This window comes from uncultured Imperialibacter sp., assembly GCF_963974565.1.
Classification (GTDB): domain Bacteria; phylum Bacteroidota; class Bacteroidia; order Cytophagales; family Cyclobacteriaceae; genus Imperialibacter; species Imperialibacter roseus.
Genome location: NZ_CAXBCJ010000002.1, coordinates 511,129 through 529,119, shown reverse-complemented (window position 1 = coordinate 529,119; position 17,991 = coordinate 511,129). Strand labels below are relative to the sequence as shown.

Below are 17,991 nucleotides of genomic sequence, written 5' to 3'. Positions count from 1 at the left end.
GCTTTCTTACTGTAGCGGGGAGCAGGATTCACTGGCCGTCCGCCAACCGGCGGATCATTTGTCCGACTACTGGCGGAAGGAACCCTGCACTCTAATCATCTTGCCTGTAGTTGATTAAGTTCCAATTGAACTCTCTTCCTTTCGCCGACTTAAGTTGTCTCTCCCTGATCATCGCCTCTTTTTTTGTCGGGTAGGATTCTGTATAAACTACAACCCATGGACGATACCGGAAAGTATAGCCTTTGGTTTGATAGATGTTGTGGGCGTCTAGTCGATTCTCCATATCGGATGAGTAGCCGATATAAATCTTATTGAATTTGGCGCTATGTAGTGCGTAAACGGTGAACATAGTCGAAAAAGGAAAAGCAGCCTTTTGAGCTGCTTTCTTACTGTAGCGGGGAGCAGGATTCACTGGCCGTCCGCCAACCGGCGGATATGAACCCTGCACTCTAATCATCTTGCCTGTAGTTGATTAAGTTCCAAATGAATTCTCTTCCTTTCGCCGACTTAAGTTGTCTCTCCCTGATCATCGCCTCTTTTTTTGTCGGGTAGGATTCTGTATAAACTACAACCCATGGACGATACCGGAAAGTATAGCCTTTGGTTTGATAGATGTTGTGGGCGTCTAGTCGATTCTCCATATCGGATGAGTAGCCGATATAAATCTTATTGAATTTGGCGCTATGTAGTGCGTAAACGGTGAACATAGTCGAAAAAGGAAAAGCAGCCTTTTGAGCTGCTTTCTTACTGTAGCGGGGAGCAGGATCGAACTGCCGACCTCAGGGTTATGAATCCTGCGCTCTAACCATCTGAGCTACCCCGCCATTAATCTCCCAAAAATGGGAGTGCAAATGTATGAAGATTGTTTTCTAATTGCCAACCATAATCTTCAACTTTTATTGGGGAAGAACATATCGATAAGATTGAAAGACCCTCTGGTTGGTTCGAATCGCAGTACTTAAGCACCTCATTTGGCTATTAAAAAATAAATTATGTTCACTTCAATTTTATTTTTAATACATTAAGGCACTTTTGAAGAAGTTCGATATGGGTAACTACAAGTATATAGCAGAGTTTGAATTCAGGGCATCGAAAAAAATGCTTTTTCCATATGTGAGTTCAGCGAGTGGGTTGGCGCAGTGGTTTGCCGACGATGTAAACATCAACGAAGACAAGGACTACATATTCATTTGGGACGGGGAGAAAAACAAAGCTAAGATGACTTCACACCGAGCCAATAGCCTTGTTAAGTTCGTTTTTGAAGGCACTGAAGACAATGACGACCCCAATTACGTAGAGCTGAAGCTCGAGGAAAACGAAATGACGCAGTCAACCTACCTCAAGATCACCGACTATTCTGACATGGATGATCTTGAAGAATTGGAAGATCTTTGGGAATCAATGATCCACACGCTAAAAGAAATAGTCGGTGGTTAAGGAATACTTTTTGCCTACTTTTGCGGTTAATTAACAGGTGTTGCTCGCACCTTAATCAGCAAAGCACTTTTCCGCAGGCATGAAGAAACTTGATAAGCTTATACTAAAATCATTTTTCGGCCCCTTCTTCCTCACCTTTTTGGTGGTGGTGTTTATTTTGCTTGTGCAATATATGCTCAAGTACTTCGACGATTTCGTGGGAAAGGATCTCGGTTTTAGCGTTTTTGCCGAGCTTATCTTTTACTTCAGCATCAATATGTCACAGGTGGCTTTGCCGTTAGCGATACTGCTCTCGTCTCTTATGACCTTTGGAAACCTGGGAGAGCATTTCGAGCTAACCGCCATCAAGTCAGCAGGTATTTCGCTGGTTCGAACCCTCAGGCCACTTTTTATCGCTGTCTTATTTTTAGTGGTTTTGGCCTTCATGAACAACAACTTCATTGTGCCTGAAGCCAATATCAATGCCTACAGCCTGCTTTATGACATCAGGCAGAAAAAGCCCTCGCTGGACATCCGGGAAGGCCAGTTTTATAACGGCATTCCCAACTATAGCATCAAAGTCAATCAGAAGTTTCCTGATGGTGTGTCGATGAAAGACGTGATCATTTACGATCACACCAGAGAAATGGGCAATAATAGCGTCACTGTGGCTGATTCATGCAGAATGTATACCATCTTGAATGACCGCTACCTCGTTTTTGAGCTCTATGATGGCAATTCTTACCAGGAATCAAGGCAAAATGAATTTAACAGAACAGCCAGTTTTGGTGGGGTGAACGACCTGGCAAGAAACGAGTTCAGTCAAATGAAAATGGTGCTCAGTCTGGCTTCATTTGACCTCAACCGTACTAAACAGGAGCTTTTTGCCGGCAACAGACTCATGAAGGACATGGGCGAGCTCGCCCATGACATCGACTCTATGCAGGGCGTGGTCAGCGAAGTCAGGCTCAATCTGCTCAATAATGCCGATGGAATGTACGACTACCACCTGAAGGAAAGAAGACAAAGGAAAATTGACTCTATCAGGGCTGCCACGAGCAAGGAAAGGGAGGCCGTAGCGGTGTCGCAGGGGGAGGTAAAGATCACTGTAGAAGACAGTATTTTATCTCCAAACACAGGGAATACCCCGGCTGCCCCCCGCATTACGAGAGAGTCCGCCGTTGAAGCGCTGGCGAAGACTCAGGCCAAAACTAACGAGCAGGCGAAGGCAGATAGTATTAGAGCAGCCAAGGAATTGGTATTACAAAGAAAAAAGGCAGCAAGAGATACAATTACTTTCGAAAAATATTTTGCCGACAATAGCAGAAGAACCCGGGCAGTCAATGACGCCCTGGTAAAGGCCAGGTACATAAAGACTAACCTCGCTAATCAGGCTACCAGAATAGAAAACCTCAACTCGGAAATTTATCGCCACATTATCGAAAAGCACAAAAAGGTAGCTCTGGCCTTTAGCTGCCTGGTCATGTTTTTCATTGGGGCTCCATTAGGCTCCATCATCAAAAAAGGAGGTTTTGGCTTGCCAGTGATTCTGTCCATTGGGTTTTTCATTATATTCTACGTAGTGAGCATCATGAGCGAAAAGTACGCCAGGGAAGGCTTGCTCGATGGCGCTGTCGCCGCCTGGATGCCCAATATGGTGCTGTTGCCCTTCGGAGCATTTTTCCTCCGGCAGGCCCGCAACGATTCACGGCTTTTCGATGCCGATGTTTACCTTATGTTCATTGATCGGTTAAAGAAGAAATGGGCCGACTTTGTGCAGAAGAAGCGCCAGGGTTCGCCAACAGAAAAAGCCTTATCAGATCAATCGGAAGGAGAATAATCCTGTCAGGATATTTTATACAGAGTTTTGTATTTCAATAAGCTTCTCTCTACCTTTGCACATTAATTTCAATTCATACAATTTATTTTAGCTAAGCATGTATTTATCAACAGACAAGAAGCAAGAGCTCTTCGAGAATCATGGTCGGTTAAAATCTAAGACAGATACCGGTTCACCGGAGTCTCAGATTTCATTATTCACCTTCCGCATCAATCACCTTACAGAACACCTCAAAATCAACAAGAAGGATCACTCTTCTCGTTTGGGGCTGTTGAAGCTGGTAGGTAAAAGAAGAAGATTATTGGATTACCTGGTTAAGGTAGACATTACGAGGTATAGAGCAATTGTAGCTGAACTGAATCTCAGAAAGTAAAAAGTTCAGGGAGGGGATTCATAAAACGGATTCCCTCTTTTTATTTTCCCCTTATCTGAAACAATCGAAATTAAAATTTGATTTACTTTTTATACGTTAACTAATATTTATGTATCCAAGCGTCATTACAAAAACCATAACCCTTGCTGACGGCAGAGAGATTACAATTGAGACTGGAAAATTAGCTAAGCAAGCGGATGGTTCAGTGGTGGTCAAAATGGGCAACACAATGCTACTGGCCACAGTAGTTTCCAACAAAGACGCAAAAGAAGGAGTGGATTTCCTTCCGATGTCTGTAGACTACCAGGAGAAATTTGCAGCGGCAGGTAAAATACCCGGCGGCTTTCTAAAAAGAGAAGGTAGACTGTCAGACTACGAAATACTCATTTCAAGACTTGTAGACAGGGCCATTCGTCCACTTTTCCCTGACGATTACCACGCAGAAACGCAAATCGCTATTTCATTGATTTCGGCAGGTGACGATGTAATGCCCGATGCTTTGGCAGCTCTTGCCGCCTCATCGGCGCTGGCTGTTTCCGATATTCCTTTTGGCGGACCAATCTCTGAAGTAAGGGTAGCCAAAATTGACGGTCAGTATGTGATTAGCCCTACAGCGGCACAAGCTAAGACTGCTACACTCGACCTTGTTGTCGCAGCATCTTACGACAATATCCTGATGGTGGAAGGCGAGTCGAAGGAAGTGTCTGAGGCAGAAATGCTTGAAGCGTTGAAAATTGCGCACGACACAATTAAAATACATTGCCAGGTGCAGAAGGAGCTGGAAGCAGCTGCCGGAAAAACTGTGAAGCGCACCTACAATCACGAAAACAACGATGAGGCCCTAAAAAAGGACATGCACGAAAAACTTTATGACAAATGTTATAAAGTTGCTGCCAAGCAGATGCCTTCTAAGTCTGATCGCAAAGAGCAGTTTGCTGCCATTGTCGACGAGTATGTAGAATCGTTTACCGAGGAGCAGAAAGAAACTATTGACAAGGATCTTGTCAAAAGATACTATCACGACATTGAGAAGGAAGCTGTTCGTAACTTTGTTCTCGACTCAAGAAAGCGCTTGGATGGACGTAATCTTGACGAAATAAGATATATCTGGAGTGAGGTAAACTACCTGCCCGGAGCCCACGGTTCAGCTATTTTCACAAGAGGTGAAACGCAGGCCCTTGCGTCAGTCACACTTGGTACCAAGCTGGATGAACAGATGATTGACAGCGCTTTGATGAAGGGCTTCAATAAGTTTATACTCCACTACAATTTCCCGGCGTTTTCAACTGGCGAAGTAAAGCCTAACAGAGGCCCCGGACGTAGAGAAGTTGGTCATGGTAACCTGGCCATGAGAGCCCTCAAGCAGGTTTTGCCCCCTGAAGAAGAAAACCCTTACACTATTCGCATTGTGTCTGACGTGCTGGAATCGAACGGTTCTTCGTCAATGGCAACCGTTTGTGCAGGCACGCTGGCCCTGATGGACGCTGGTATCAAAATCAAAGCGCCGGTTACAGGTATTGCTATGGGGATGATCTCTGATAGCAAAACTGGCAAATATGCCATTCTTTCCGATATCCTTGGCGACGAGGATCACCTGGGCGACATGGACTTCAAAGTGACTGGAACCCGCAATGGCATCACTGCCTGCCAGATGGACATCAAGGTTGACGGACTTTCCTATCAGGTGCTTGAAGAGGCACTTAATCAGGCAAAAGCTGGTCGTTTGCACATCATGGACGAAATTGAAAAGACATTGTCCGTTCCTAATGCAGATTTGAAACCTCATGCGCCAAGGTCCGTGAGGATTAATATCGAACGGGAAATGATCGGTGCGGTGATTGGGCCTGGAGGAAAAATTGTTCAGGAAATCCAAAAGGAAACTGGGGCCACTGTTATCATTGAAGAAATTGCTACTGGAGGTGTTGTGAGTATTTTTGCCAATGACCAGGAGTCGATGGACAAGGCTGTGAAGCGTGTAAACGCTATTGTTGCCGTGCCAGTGGTTGGTGAAGTGTACGATGGAAAAGTGAAGTCAATTATGCCATTTGGTGCATTTGTTGAGTTTATGCCGGGCAAAGATGGCCTTCTACATATCTCCGAAATCAAGTGGGAGAAAATCGAAAAACTAGACGGTATTCTCGAGGTAGGTGAGGAAATTAAGGTAAAATTGACTGAAGTAGACAAGAAAACCGGTAAATATAGACTGTCAAGAAAGGTTTTGATACCTCGGCCTGAGCGAAACCAGGAAACAAGCAACTAACATTTGTCAAAAAAAAAGCGGGAACATTAGAGAAAGGAACTTTACCTTTTTATATTATTGTTTAGTCTATTAGGCTTTAAAAAGTCAGATATTGAATGAGACAGTTAAAGATAAGTAAGCAGATTACCAATCGTGAGAGTCAGTCGCTTGACAAGTATCTCCAGGAAATAGGTAAAGTAGACCTGCTTACCCCCGATGAAGAAGTAACACTAGCTAAACGAATAAGAGAAGGAGACCAAATGGCTTTGGAGAAACTGACCAAAGCCAACCTTCGATTTGTGGTGTCAGTAGCCAAACAATACCAAAACCAGGGGCTTTCGCTGGGTGATTTGATCAATGAAGGAAACCTGGGCCTTATTAAGGCAGCTCAGCGATTCGACGAAACCAGAGGTTTTAAGTTTATCTCTTATGCAGTTTGGTGGATTCGCCAGTCGATTCTTCAGGCATTGGCCGAGCAATCAAGAATTGTGCGCCTTCCCTTGAACAGGGTGGGGTCGTTAAATAAGATTTCAAAAACCTTTTCTGAGCTTGAGCAAAAATATGAACGTGAGCCATCTCCGGATGAACTTGCCGAAGTATTGGAGGTGTCTACCAGTGAGGTTGTGGACACCATGAAGATTTCTGGTCGTCATGTTTCGATGGATGCACCGTTTGTTCAGGGCGAAGAGAACAGCTTGCTGGATGTACTGGAAAACGACATGGAGGAGACTCCGGATTCGGGCCTTATCAACGACTCCCTTCGCAAAGAAGTACAGAGGGCACTTTCTACGCTTACAACCAGAGAAGCCGACGTTATTTCACTTTACTTTGGACTTAACGGAGAGCATGCAATGACCCTCGAGGAGATAGGTGAGAAGTTTAATCTGACCAGGGAAAGGGTTCGCCAGATCAAGGAGAAAGCCATCAGAAGACTGAGGCATACATCCCGCAGTAAGGCCCTTAAGCCGTACTTGGGGTAGTAAGACTCAAAAAATTTAGCAAAGGTCTCAAAAGAGACCTTTTTTCGTTGACACCAAACGATCTTTTGCGTTTAAATTGGTGTTACAGTTGACAGCAAATAATATTTCGAGATGACAAAAGAAGAAGTTAAAGTGTTGATTATCGGTTCTGGGCCCGCAGGATACACTGCAGCTATATACGCTGCTCGTGCTGGTCTGAAGCCGGTTTTGTATACTGGCGGCCAGCCCGGCGGTCAGCTAACCATTACAACGGACGTAGAAAACTATCCTGGCTACCCTGAAGGGATCATGGGGCCTCAGATGATGACCGACTTTCAAAAGCAAGCAGAGCGATTTGGAACGGATATCCGCTATGGACTGGCTACATCTGTCGATTTCTCTTCCTATCCACACAAAGTAACTGTAGATGAAACACATGAGATCACTGCCGAGGCTGTGATTGTGTCAACGGGTGCATCAGCCAAATGGCTGAACCTTCCGTCGGAGCAAAGGCTAAACGGCCATGGCGTGTCTGCTTGCGCTGTATGTGATGGTTTCTTTTTCCGTGGCCAGGACGTAGCAATTGTCGGAGCTGGAGACACAGCTGCTGAAGAAGCCAGCTACCTGTCGAAGATATGTAGCAAGGTGTACATGATTGTGAGAAGAGACGAAATGCGGGCTTCTGTGATCATGCAGCAAAGGGTGAAAAATGCCAAAAACATAGAAATTCTCTGGAATACCGAGACTGAAGAGGTGCTTGGCGACAAGGAAGTAAATGCCGTAAGGGTGGTAAATACTCAAACGGGAGAGAAGAGGGAGCTTAAAGTTGGAGGATTTTTCGTGGCTATTGGACACAAACCCAATACGGACATTTTCAAGGAATGGCTTGATATGGACGAAAACGGCTATATAAAGACGATTCCGGGCTCGTCCAAAACAAATATAGAAGGGGTTTTTGCCACCGGAGATGCTCAGGATCATATTTACAGGCAGGCCGTGACGGCAGCCGGCAGCGGATGTATGGGTGCATTGGATGCAGAAAGATTTTTGGCGGAGAAAGAATTGGCAGTATCTTAGCAGCCATGATCAAGAAAAGTTTACTACTAGCGGCCTGGGTAGTAATATTATTAGCTTTTGAATCACGAGCGCAGGAAAGCAAATCGTGGGTCAAAAGCTTTTTCTCTTTTAAGAAGAGAGAAACCCCGGCCCCAATACCTCCCGCACCGCTATTTGTGGTTTCCAACGACGCCTTTGCGGTTGATTTTGATTTTCTCGATAGCCTCATTACAGCAGAACTGGAAGCGATGGCTCCACCTGCCGAAGGAGGTCCGGCTACACCGCCATTGATACTTTCTTATGGCCATGAGGTGGCTGTTTCCGACAAGCTGTCCCTTGACTCGGTATGGCTTTCCGCTGAAGACTACTACAATATTTGGGACTCGCAGAGAGTCAACCCTTACAAATTCAACGGTTTGGATTACAAAGACACTACTGAGCTGACATTATTTTACCCGGAGGTAGGGTTAGTTTGGGAGAATCCCTTGAAAAAGTCGGTGATTACGTCTGATTTCGGCTTGCGCAGGTATCGCTGGCATTATGGTGTCGATTTGCGACTTACAACAGGCGACTCTGTGAAAGTGGCTTTCGATGGTGTAGTAAGAATGGCGAACTATGACAGACCTGGCTACGGCAACTATGTGCTTGTGAGGCACTACAATGGTGTGGAAACCCTCTATGGACATTTATCAAAGCGCCTGGTGAATGTTGGTGACGAAATCAAGGCTGGAGATTTGGTAGGCTGGGGTGGAAGTACCGGAAGAAGCAGCGGCCCACACCTTCACTTCGAGGTGAGGTATCAGGGCAATGCCATCGACCCAAAAGAGTTTTTTGATTTTGATACTAATTGCCTGATAGATCAGAAGTACACACTCACAAGAGCATCCTTCGCTTACCTTGAAGAGGCCAATAAGGTGATCGTACACCGAGTGAGGAGTGGTGACACCCTTAGCGGCATCGGCAACAGGTATGGTGTGTCGGTTACAAAGCTTTGCAGGCTCAACGGCATTTCAAGAAATTCGGTAATCAGAGTAGGCCAGAGGTTGCGAATTAATTAGATGAAATAGCCATAAGGAGAGCCATACCTAGCGGAAATGAATAAAGTCGGAGAACAGTCGACTATCACTTCCGAAATGCTATTGGCTATTCCATGTGGCCGCTGAAAATCAAAATTTATACACATGAAATGAGCATGCTTAGGCTAAGCTCGTTACATAACAGAAATGGGCGTGCATGCGAATTCCGTGAGGCCGATAAAAAATAAGTTTTATATTCATGAAACTTGATGTACTTGTTTTTACGGCGCACCCCGACGACGCCGAACTTGCCTGCGCAGGAACACTCATATCTCACATTGAGATGGGCAAAAAAGTCGGCATTGTTGACCTTACCAGAGGGGAGCTTGGCACTAGAGGCACGCCTGAAGTAAGAGCCGCCGAAGCCACCGAAGCGAGTAAAGTGATGGGTATTCATGTTAGGGAGAACCTGGGGTTTCGTGACGGGTTTTTTACCGAAGATGAACATCACAAGCTTGAGGTGGTGAAAATGATACGGAAGTATCAACCCGAGATCATTTTAGCAAACGCCATCCGTGACCGCCATCCTGACCATGGCAGGGCCTCCAGCCTGGTGTCAGAAGCAAGTTTTGTGTCGGGTCTTAGAATGGTCGAAACCAGTATTGATGGCAACCCTCAGCAACCTTGGAGGGCGAAAAATGTGTATCACTATATCCAAAGCAACTTCATTATGCCCGATTTCATCGTTGATGTATCAGCTGCTTGGGAAAAGAAAATGCAGGCGATCAAATGCTTTAAATCGCAATTTTATGATCCTGCCAGCAAAGAGCCGAGCACATTTATTTCCTCTCCGGAGTTTATGAAGATGCTGGAAAGTAGGGGAAAGGAGCTTGGACACTCAATTGGTGCTGCCTATGGGGAGGGATTTACCGTTGAGCGGCATTTAGGAGTAAAAGACCTGTTTCACTTACAATAGTAAGTCACTTTTAGCCTCCATCAGGGAGAAAGGCGCTCAATTCGCCAGGAGCCGTCTGCGCCTTTTTTGAACACGATCCTGTCATGCAGCCTGCTTGGTCGTCCCTGCCAGAATTCAACCAACACTGGCACCAGTCCATAGCCACCCCAGTAGTCCGGTTTTGGTATTTCTGCCAGCCCACTAAATTTCATCTTGAAATCTTCTGTTTTCTTTTCTAAAAATGCCCTGTCCGGTATCGATTCGCTCTGCAAGCTTACCCAGGCACCGATTTGGCTACCCAAAGGCCGGGAGTGATAATACCTGGAGGACGCTGCCTCGGTTAGCTTCGTCACGCTTCCCTCAATACGCACTTGTCTTTCAAGGTCGGCCCAAAAAAATGTCAGAGAAGCTCGGTTGTTTTGCGCAAGTTCTTTGCCCTTGTGGCTTTCGTAGTTAGTGAAGAATTGAAAAGCACCATCTTCCAGTCCTTTCAGAAGCACGATTCTGCCATGTGGTTGTCCATCGGGAGAAACGGTGGACAAGGTCATGGCATTAGGTTCTTTCACTTTTACTTCAAGCGCTTCCTGAAACCACTTGTTGAATTGAAGCAGCGGGTCTTTCTCTACAGCCGCCTCGTTGAGAACCTGGCTGGAATATTCTTCTCTCAGATCTGCGATATTCATTTTCTTAGTATTTTTCAAATCCGACTCAAATTTATGAATAGCCCTTACAATTTGACTATTATTAATGTTATATATGCAATGTGGTCTTGCAGCTAAGTAAGGCAACAACGGGTCTAAGTTGTTCTCAATTTGAACAGTTCTTAGGTGTATAGCAGTTAGTTGTTGTCTCTTAAAAAAAGGAGTAGTCAAAAGGACTTTGAATAAACCGAATGGAGCATTTCGACGCATTTAAACGGGTAAATCCCAACAAAGGAGACTTACTCATCTCAGAGCCCTACCTCTCAGACCCGAATTTTGAGAGATCGGTGATCTTGCTATGTGAGCATGACGTCAATGGTTCAATTGGTTTTGTACTTAACAGGCTTTCTGAACTATCGCTCGCAGAGGTGATTGAGGATGCGCCTGATGATGAAATTCCACTGTTTATTGGGGGGCCAGTCCAGCAGGATACGCTTCATTTTGTACATTGTTCGCCGCATTTGATGGAAGAGGGGCGGGAAATTGCCAAAGGAATTTATTGGGGTGGTGATTTTGAGAAGCTGATGGAACTGATGAGTGCAGGGTTGGTTACTGCTGATGAAGTAAGATTTTTCATTGGCTATTCAGGCTGGGGAGCAGGGCAGCTTTCGGAAGAGTTGGATACCAATAGCTGGATTGTAAATAAGAAAACGGCACCGCAGTATATTTTTGAGTATTCACATGAGGAACTATGGAGGCAGGTGCTCAAAGATATGGGCGGTAAATTCAGAGCGTTTTCCAATTTCCCTGCGGATCCAAGGCTTAATTAGACCTAACACAGGAATCCAATATTGAGAGTCAAAATTGTCCAATAGAGCAAAATCACGTTTAAATGATATCCACAACGTAGTTTTGTCCAAATCCAATCGTCAATGCAATAGAATCAAATATTAGACACATGAATTAATATTATTAAATTGCAGAGACTATAGAACCTGATCAAGGAGCGCACGATGAACAATGAGAAAGAAGTGTCTGAAGGTGATGAGAAGTTGAGCAAAACTGCTTCGGAGGAAGTTAACTCCGGTGATAGTGTTGGCAATGACGACTCTCAACCCTCGGTAGATGTCCGTGATGAAGACGGAAAGAAAGAAACAGAAGCTGAAACACCTGCTGCCGAAGTACCGGTAGAATCGGATGAATCTGAGCAAATTCCTGCAGACGCCGTTCCGGAGGCTACACCAGAGTTGGCTGGCACCGATGCAGCGGTGGCGCCTGACACAGAAGAAAGCCAGCCGAAGCTCGAAGTTGCCGCTGTGGAAGAAGTGAAGGCGGAGGAAACCGCAAAGGATGCGACGGAGGCCGAAGCACCGGCGCAAGCGGAAGCAGGAACACAAAGCAAAGAGCTAACGCCTGAATCAAAACAGGAAGCTGTTGCTGGCGAAGAAGCCTCTGATGACAAAAAAGAGAAGAAAGAAGAGCCTAAGGTAGTAGCCGAGGCGTCTGATGCTTTAGGCGATGACGAGGCGGAAGAGGAGGAGGATAGCGAGGAGCACGAAGAAGCAGAGGACTATAGCCATTACTCGCCTGAGCAGTTGGTAGATAAGTTTACTGAGGTGCTTCACTGGGACGACGTGCGCAAAGCAGATCGGATAGTAAGGGAGCTAAAGGCTGTTCACGACGAGATGGTTGCTCATGACAGGGAAGAAGCGCTGAAAAAATACCTGGCAGATGGGGGAGAAGAAGACTCGTTTGAGTTTAGGTTAAATGATTTCGCCTATCGTTTCGAAGAGAACTATAAATTGTTCCGTGAGAAAAAGCACAAGCTTTTTCAGAATCTGGAGCAGCAAAAAGAAGATAATTACAAGAAGAAGATAGATGTTTTGGAAAAGCTTCGCCATTTGGTAGATGGCGAGGAGAATACGACCTCCATTACCGCACTGAAGAAGATACAGGATGAGTGGAAGGTGATTGGCCAGGTGCCTGGCAAGTACGCAAAAACGCTTTGGGCCAACTACAATGCCCTCATCGATCGCTTCTACGATAACCGAAGCATTTATTTTGAACTCAAGGAACTCGATAGAAAGAAAAACCTCGAATCAAAACTTGAGCTTTGTGATAAAGCCGAAGCGCTTACTAAAGAAGAGAATATCAAACATGCGGTAAAGGAGTTGAATGTTCTTCACGAAGAGTTCAAACACCTGGGGCCGGTGCCAAAAGAATCTCAGGAAGAAATTTGGCAACGTTTTAAGGCCGCTTCTGATCTCATTTATTCCAAGCGCCGTGAGATGGTGGATGAACTCAAGGTGGAGCTGAAAGCCAACATGGAGGTGAAGATAAAGCTTTGTGAGGAGGCCGAGACATTTGTGTCGTTCACTTCTGACAAGATCAATGAGTGGAATAAGAAGACGAAGGAAGTGCTGGAGCTTCAAAAGAGATGGGAAGCTGTTGGTGGTGTGCCAAAGGAAAGCGCCAAGAAGATAAATAAGAGATTCTGGGGAGCGTTCAAAACGTTCTTCAGCAACAAGAGCGGGTTCTTTAAGACGCTGGAAGGAAAGCGACATGAAAACCTGAAGTTAAAGGAAGAACTGGTAGCAAAGGCGGATGCTCTCAAAGATAGTGAGGAATGGGATTCTGCTGCCAATCAACTCAAGCAATTGCAGCAGCAGTGGAGAGAGGTAGGGCCTGTACCCGAAAAAGTAAAGGAGGAGATCTTCCACAAGTTCAAGGCTGCATGTGATCATTTCTTTGAAAGGAAGCGTTCGCAAAGCAAGGGAGCAGAGAAGGAGTACTATGACAACCTGAAAAAGAAAGAGGACATTTGCGAGCAGTTGCTAAAACTGGCAGGTGAGAAAAGCCTCGATCTGGATATCATTAGTGGCTTTCAGGAAAAGTACAGCCAGATTGGTTTCGTGCCAAGAAATGCAATGAAGACCATCCAGAAAAAATATCAGGAGGCCATCGACGCCCTCAACAAGGCGGCGGAGTCACTGCCCGAGGATGAACAGCGTAAGTTCAAGACGGCCATGCAGGTGGGTAAGATCAAGAGCGAGCCACATGGCGAACGCAAAATCTACCAAAAAGAGGGACAGGTAAGGCGCCAAATTGCTACGTTGGAAAATGACATAGCCGTTTGGAGAAACAACCTGGAGTTCCTGGCGTCATCCAGAAAAGCTGACAAGCTGAAGGCCGACTTTGACGAAAAAATCGTTAAGGCCGAAGAGGAATTGGATGGCTTGAAGGAGCAACTTAAGGTGATTCACGAAACCTCTTAAAAAAATCACAATAAGTGTTTGCAATAATTAATCAGCCGATTAGTTTTGCAGTCCCAAACGGAATAATCGCAAGGGAAATCGCAAAATACTAGCAATAGTAGGCCTCCTTAGCTTAGCTGCGGTTCGGCGTTCCGATAGAGCAACTGCTTGTAATCGGAGGGTCGCAGTGAAATAAGGAAACACAAATGGAGAGAAGCCTCCTTAGCTTAGCTGCGGTTCGGCGTTCCGATAGAGCAACTGCTTGTAATCGGAGGGTCGCAGTGAAATAAGGAAACACAAATGGAGAGAAGCCTCCTTAGCTCAGCTGGTAGAGCAACTGACTTGTAATCAGTAGGTCGCTGGTTCGATCCCGGCAGGGGGCTCTTTTGAAAGCACTGATAGTTCGCTATCGGTGCTTTTTTGTTGTCCAGCGACCGGTCGCTGGACTGGGCGTCCCCGTTCAATCCCTGCAGGGGGCTCAAAAACAGGGATCAAGCGGAAAATCTGGGGAGTATCGTGAAAGAGTATAATTTTGAGGTAAAAAGCTCCCTTGGAAAAATCTATCCTAGAACTGTTGTTACCTGAAGGTATCCTTGAGTATTTTGATGTTGGTTCAGTTGAAAAGACTGACGAAGGCTATACGATAAGCTTAGAAGAGAAGAATCTGCACCCTTATGAGTTCTCTGGTCAGAGATTAAGTTCTAAGGGGTAAACCGATGCCATCTTGGTAAAAGACTTTCCTATACGAGGTAAGGCTTGTTTTTTAAAGGTGAAACGACGCAGGTGGTTGAATGAAGACACCAACAAGATAGTCTCCAGAGACTGGGAGTTAGTAGCAAAGGGAACACGCATGACCAAAGAGTTTGCGGCTTTTTTAAAGCATTGCATCGATACCACGCCGGCAAGCTGTAAAATTTGGGGACTACCCTTTAAACCCAATATCCCGAGTGGTCATAAAAAAGCAAAAGGTCCAAGCCTAACCCGGCTGGGCGAGACGCATTGAACCAGTTTTGTTTTTTTATTTAACCACAAACGAAACATTCAATCTCCAGAAATACAGATTGATCCATTTTCTCCAGCGCACATTAATCCAATCTGATCAGATACCGTGCGAAATTGCACTTTATTGGTCCTTCGATTGTTTAAAGGTTAAATAATCGAAAACAAATAGTGCGAACTAAAGGTATTGACTTTACCTTTGTATACAATTTGAGAATTATAGTGAATCAGACTCAAACGATAACGCTTTATCAACCCTTGCTTCACAGGCTCGCCTTGAAGATGGTAGGCTCATGGCAAGATGCCGAGGACATTGTTCAGGACACCTTTTTGAAGTGGTTGACACTCGATCAGGAGAAGATAAAAAACACAAAGGCCTATTTGATTAAGTCGGTAACCAATAGCTGCATCAATCATCTTAATTCAATCAAACGAAAGAAGAACGAATACCTTGATGCCATTAATCCAAAGGAATTTGTTGAGAAGCTGGATCTTTCTCATATCGACATAGAGCACGAAATTTCTACTGCTTTAGCAATGTTGCATAAAAAGCTGGAGCCTGTCGAGAGAGCAGTGTACCTGTTGAGGGAGGTGTTCAATATTGAGTACGACGAACTTCAGCAGATTGTCAATAAAAAGAAAGAGAACTGTCGCCAGTTGTTTTCAAGAGCTAAGGAGAAGCTGGCAATAGATACCAGCAAGATAAGTTTCGATATGGTAAACTCAGCCCAGCTTATCGAAAGCTTCAAGAAGGCCTGCTCATTTGGGGAGCCCAAAGAGCTCATTGAGGATTTGAGGCTTGAGATCAGCCAAAAGGCTTAGCTGGCCGGGTAAATGGCTGTGTTGCCATTACGAAAAAAAATATTTTATTAATTCTGTCACAAATTAAATTTGACTTTGTCTTAAGGGAATAGATCATAAACAGGTCAAATCTAAACCGTAAAAAAATACTACTAACAAGATGGAAGTTATCATACCCTTTTTTATTGCCCAGTGGTACTTGTCATTGTTCTTTCAAACGTTCTTTCTACATCGGTATGCAGCGCACGGTGCGTTTACGATGAGTAAGTTCACAGAGAAAGTATTCTTTGTACTTACCTGGATATTTCAGGGGTCAAATTACTTGAGCCCTTACGGCTATGGCGTAATGCACAGGATGCACCACGCTTTTGCCGACACAGAAAATGATCCTCACTCTCCAAAGTATGATGAGACCATTTTCAAGATGATGTGGAAAACAAAAACCATTTACTCTGATATTGCCAGTGGAAGAGTAGTGCCCGAGAAGAGATTCACTGAAGGAGTTGCAAAATGGGATGCCTTTGATAAATTCGCTCGTTCATGGTACTCAAGAGTGTTTTGGGGTGCATTGTATGTAGGAGTGTACTATTTGTATGCTGATGCATGGTGGTTGTGGCTGTTTCTGCCACTGCAGTTCATTCTGTCGCCTATTCATGGAGCGATTATCAACTGGTTTGCTCATAAATACGGATACAGAAATTTCGAGGTTGGTGATACCTCCCGGAATTTCTTGCCTGTAGACTTCCTCATGATGGGCGAAAGCTATCACAATAACCATCATAAATATGGTAATCGTGCAAATTTTGGTGGCATTCGCTGGCATGAAATAGATCCAACTTACTATATTATCAAGCTGCTTGATAAAATGGGTGTAATAGAGATCAAACCTCACAAGGCGGTATCACTTGCCGACGCCAAAAAGGCAGCTGCTTAAGTCATATTCATTATATCTGCAAAAGAAAGGCCCGCTGCGAAGCGGGCCTTTCTGTTTTTATTCACTGTTTTCGGTTTCGTACTTTTTCTAAAGTACCGTGACCCTGACCTTTACCTTCTTTATTTTTTCTCCACTCACTTTGATGGCTGTTTTTACAGCTTTCTCTCTATTTACAGCGGCATAGGCAGCCTTGTCGGTTACGTCTATCAAGCCGATGTCTCCCTTTTCCAAAAGACCTTTTTTGAAGAGCAGACCAACAATATCTACTTTATTGATTTTATCCTTTTTACCGGCTGAGAACTCAAGTGTTGACCAGGCGGGGGCTGGAGGAGTAAGCAGCGTTTCCGGCAAATTTACTAGTTGGGGCTTTTTGACCAGGTACTTTGGTGGCTTCTCCGACTGAAGCAGCAAGAGGTAAGAGCTGCCCGAAGCATTCATTCTGGCTGTTCTGCCATTCCGGTGGATGAAGGCTTCCTGCGTTTGAGGAAGCTGGTAGTGTATCACGTTTTCGATTTCGGCGATGTCAAGCCCTCTGGCCGCCAAATCTGTAGCGAGCAACACGTTGACACTGCCGTTGCGAAACTGCGCCAATACCTTTTCACGGGCATCCTGCTCCAGCTTTCCATGATAAGTTCTGTGTTCAACGCCCTTTACAGATAACAACTCACCGATCCTGTCAACAGCTTCTCTGTGGTTACAAAAGATCAAACTTTTCTTGCTGCCCAGAAGGCATAGGAGTTTGAAGAGGGCATCAAGCTTGTCGTTGCCCTCGGCCACTACCATTTTTTGATCCAATTTACTTTCCTTATTCTCATACCTGGTGGTAAAGTCCAGCGTGTATGGTGCCGACATTTTAAGAAAAGAAGGGATTTTGACAGCCTGCGTGGCAGAAGTTAGAAACCTTGTTCTAAGGTTGGTGAGATGTTCAAGTATGCTTGACATTTCACCACCGAAACCCATTTCGAGTGACTTGTCGAACTCATCCAGGATAAGGTGCTTAATGCTCTTTGTTTCGAAAGCCTCTTTAGTGATCAAGTCGAGCAGCCGCCCGGGCGTGCCGATAGCAATGGCTGGGGGGTTGCTGAGGTTGTTCAGCTCTGTTCTGAGTGAATGGCCTCCATAGAAACTATTGACACGGAAGCCGCTACCCATTCCCCTGGCTACCTGTTCGATTTGGATAGCAAGCTCCCTCGAAGGTGCGATGATTAGTGCTTGCATCCCCTGCTGATCCTTTACCAGACGTGGGAGAAGGGAAAGTAGGAAAGCCAGGGTTTTGCCAGAGCCCGTGGGAGAAAGCAAGATGAGCTCTTTTTCTTTTCCAGCGGCCTTTATTGTAGCCTCCTGCATTTCGTTGAGCTTAGAAATGCCCAGATTGCTTAAGTATTGATCGATCATTTTGAGATTCTTGAGCACAAAGGTAGTTGATATAAAGCTTAGTTGCGGCTTTTCCTGTGCACATTGATAAGCAAGCCGACAACCTGATCTCAATGTTAGCAGCACAGAACGTA

At 45.1% G+C, this 17,991-nt stretch carries 16 protein-coding genes and 2 tRNA genes; 13 read left to right on the top strand and 5 right to left on the bottom strand.

Annotated elements, in window-relative coordinates:
* Positions 1–91: 91 nt before the first annotated feature.
* From AAC052_RS05005 to AAC052_RS04995, 3 genes are all read right to left on the bottom strand, one after another.
* The gene (locus tag AAC052_RS05005; protein ID WP_339811438.1) at positions 92–457 is read right to left on the bottom strand and encodes a GIY-YIG nuclease family protein; all 366 of its coding nucleotides are present in this window, start codon (positions 455–457) and stop codon (positions 92–94) included.
* Entirely contained in the window at positions 450–707 is a 258-nt protein-coding gene (locus tag AAC052_RS05000) for a GIY-YIG nuclease family protein (RefSeq protein ID WP_317492122.1), read from the bottom strand. Before AAC052_RS05000 ends, AAC052_RS05005 begins: the two co-directional genes overlap by 8 nt.
* A 43-nt stretch (positions 708–750) precedes the next feature.
* Positions 751–824, bottom strand: a tRNA-Met gene (locus tag AAC052_RS04995).
* Between the two features lie 208 nt (positions 825–1,032).
* Between AAC052_RS04995 and AAC052_RS04990 the strand changes: the two genes are divergently transcribed.
* From AAC052_RS04990 to bshB1, 8 genes are all read left to right on the top strand, one after another.
* Complete coding sequence (locus AAC052_RS04990) at positions 1,033–1,437, top strand: START-like domain-containing protein (protein WP_317492121.1); 405 nt, start codon at positions 1,033–1,035, stop codon at positions 1,435–1,437.
* 79 nt (positions 1,438–1,516) lie between these two features.
* Entirely contained in the window at positions 1,517–3,256 is a 1,740-nt protein-coding gene (locus tag AAC052_RS04985) for an LptF/LptG family permease (protein ID WP_339811434.1), read from the top strand.
* Positions 3,257–3,353: 97 nt separating this feature from the next.
* Entirely contained in the window at positions 3,354–3,629 is a 276-nt protein-coding gene (gene rpsO / locus AAC052_RS04980) for a 30S ribosomal protein S15 (protein ID WP_151996977.1), read from the top strand.
* 109 nt (positions 3,630–3,738) lie between these two features.
* A complete protein-coding gene (gene pnp / locus AAC052_RS04975) occupies positions 3,739–5,889 on the top strand; it encodes a polyribonucleotide nucleotidyltransferase (RefSeq protein WP_317492119.1) in 2,151 nt (716 codons plus the stop codon).
* Between the two features lie 95 nt (positions 5,890–5,984).
* Positions 5,985–6,848 (top strand): sigma-70 family RNA polymerase sigma factor, encoded by an 864-nt coding sequence (locus AAC052_RS04970; protein WP_151996975.1) that lies wholly within the window; start codon positions 5,985–5,987, stop codon positions 6,846–6,848.
* 111 nt (positions 6,849–6,959) lie between these two features.
* Positions 6,960–7,904, top strand: a complete 945-nt coding sequence (gene trxB / locus AAC052_RS04965; RefSeq protein ID WP_339811432.1) for a thioredoxin-disulfide reductase — start codon at positions 6,960–6,962, stop codon at positions 7,902–7,904.
* Between the two features lie 5 nt (positions 7,905–7,909).
* Complete coding sequence (locus AAC052_RS04960) at positions 7,910–8,941, top strand: peptidoglycan DD-metalloendopeptidase family protein (RefSeq protein ID WP_317492117.1); 1,032 nt, start codon at positions 7,910–7,912, stop codon at positions 8,939–8,941.
* Positions 8,942–9,158: 217 nt separating this feature from the next.
* A complete protein-coding gene (gene bshB1 / locus AAC052_RS04955; protein WP_339811428.1) occupies positions 9,159–9,875 on the top strand; it encodes a bacillithiol biosynthesis deacetylase BshB1 in 717 nt (238 codons plus the stop codon).
* Positions 9,876–9,895: 20 nt separating this feature from the next.
* Here bshB1 and pdxH read toward each other — a convergent pair whose 3' ends face one another.
* Positions 9,896–10,537 (bottom strand): pyridoxamine 5'-phosphate oxidase, encoded by a 642-nt coding sequence (pdxH, locus tag AAC052_RS04950; RefSeq protein ID WP_317492115.1) that lies wholly within the window; start codon positions 10,535–10,537, stop codon positions 9,896–9,898.
* A gap of 209 nt (positions 10,538–10,746) precedes the next feature.
* Between pdxH and AAC052_RS04945 the strand changes: the two genes are divergently transcribed.
* From AAC052_RS04945 to AAC052_RS04925, 5 genes are all read left to right on the top strand, one after another.
* The gene (locus tag AAC052_RS04945) at positions 10,747–11,325 is read left to right on the top strand and encodes a YqgE/AlgH family protein (RefSeq protein ID WP_339811424.1); all 579 of its coding nucleotides are present in this window, start codon (positions 10,747–10,749) and stop codon (positions 11,323–11,325) included.
* A 183-nt stretch (positions 11,326–11,508) separates the two neighbouring features.
* A complete protein-coding gene (locus tag AAC052_RS04940) occupies positions 11,509–13,770 on the top strand; it encodes a DUF349 domain-containing protein (protein WP_339811421.1) in 2,262 nt (753 codons plus the stop codon).
* A gap of 289 nt (positions 13,771–14,059) precedes the next feature.
* Positions 14,060–14,132, top strand: a tRNA-Thr gene (locus AAC052_RS04935).
* A gap of 838 nt (positions 14,133–14,970) precedes the next feature.
* Positions 14,971–15,570, top strand: a complete 600-nt coding sequence (locus AAC052_RS04930) for a sigma-70 family RNA polymerase sigma factor (RefSeq protein WP_317492036.1) — start codon at positions 14,971–14,973, stop codon at positions 15,568–15,570.
* 139 nt (positions 15,571–15,709) lie between these two features.
* Positions 15,710–16,483 (top strand): acyl-CoA desaturase, encoded by a 774-nt coding sequence (locus tag AAC052_RS04925; protein WP_317492035.1) that lies wholly within the window; start codon positions 15,710–15,712, stop codon positions 16,481–16,483.
* A gap of 87 nt (positions 16,484–16,570) precedes the next feature.
* Here the strand turns inward: AAC052_RS04925 and AAC052_RS04920 are convergent, their stop codons facing one another.
* Complete coding sequence (locus AAC052_RS04920; protein WP_339811419.1) at positions 16,571–17,878, bottom strand: DEAD/DEAH box helicase; 1,308 nt, start codon at positions 17,876–17,878, stop codon at positions 16,571–16,573.
* Positions 17,879–17,991: the final 113 nt, after the last annotated feature.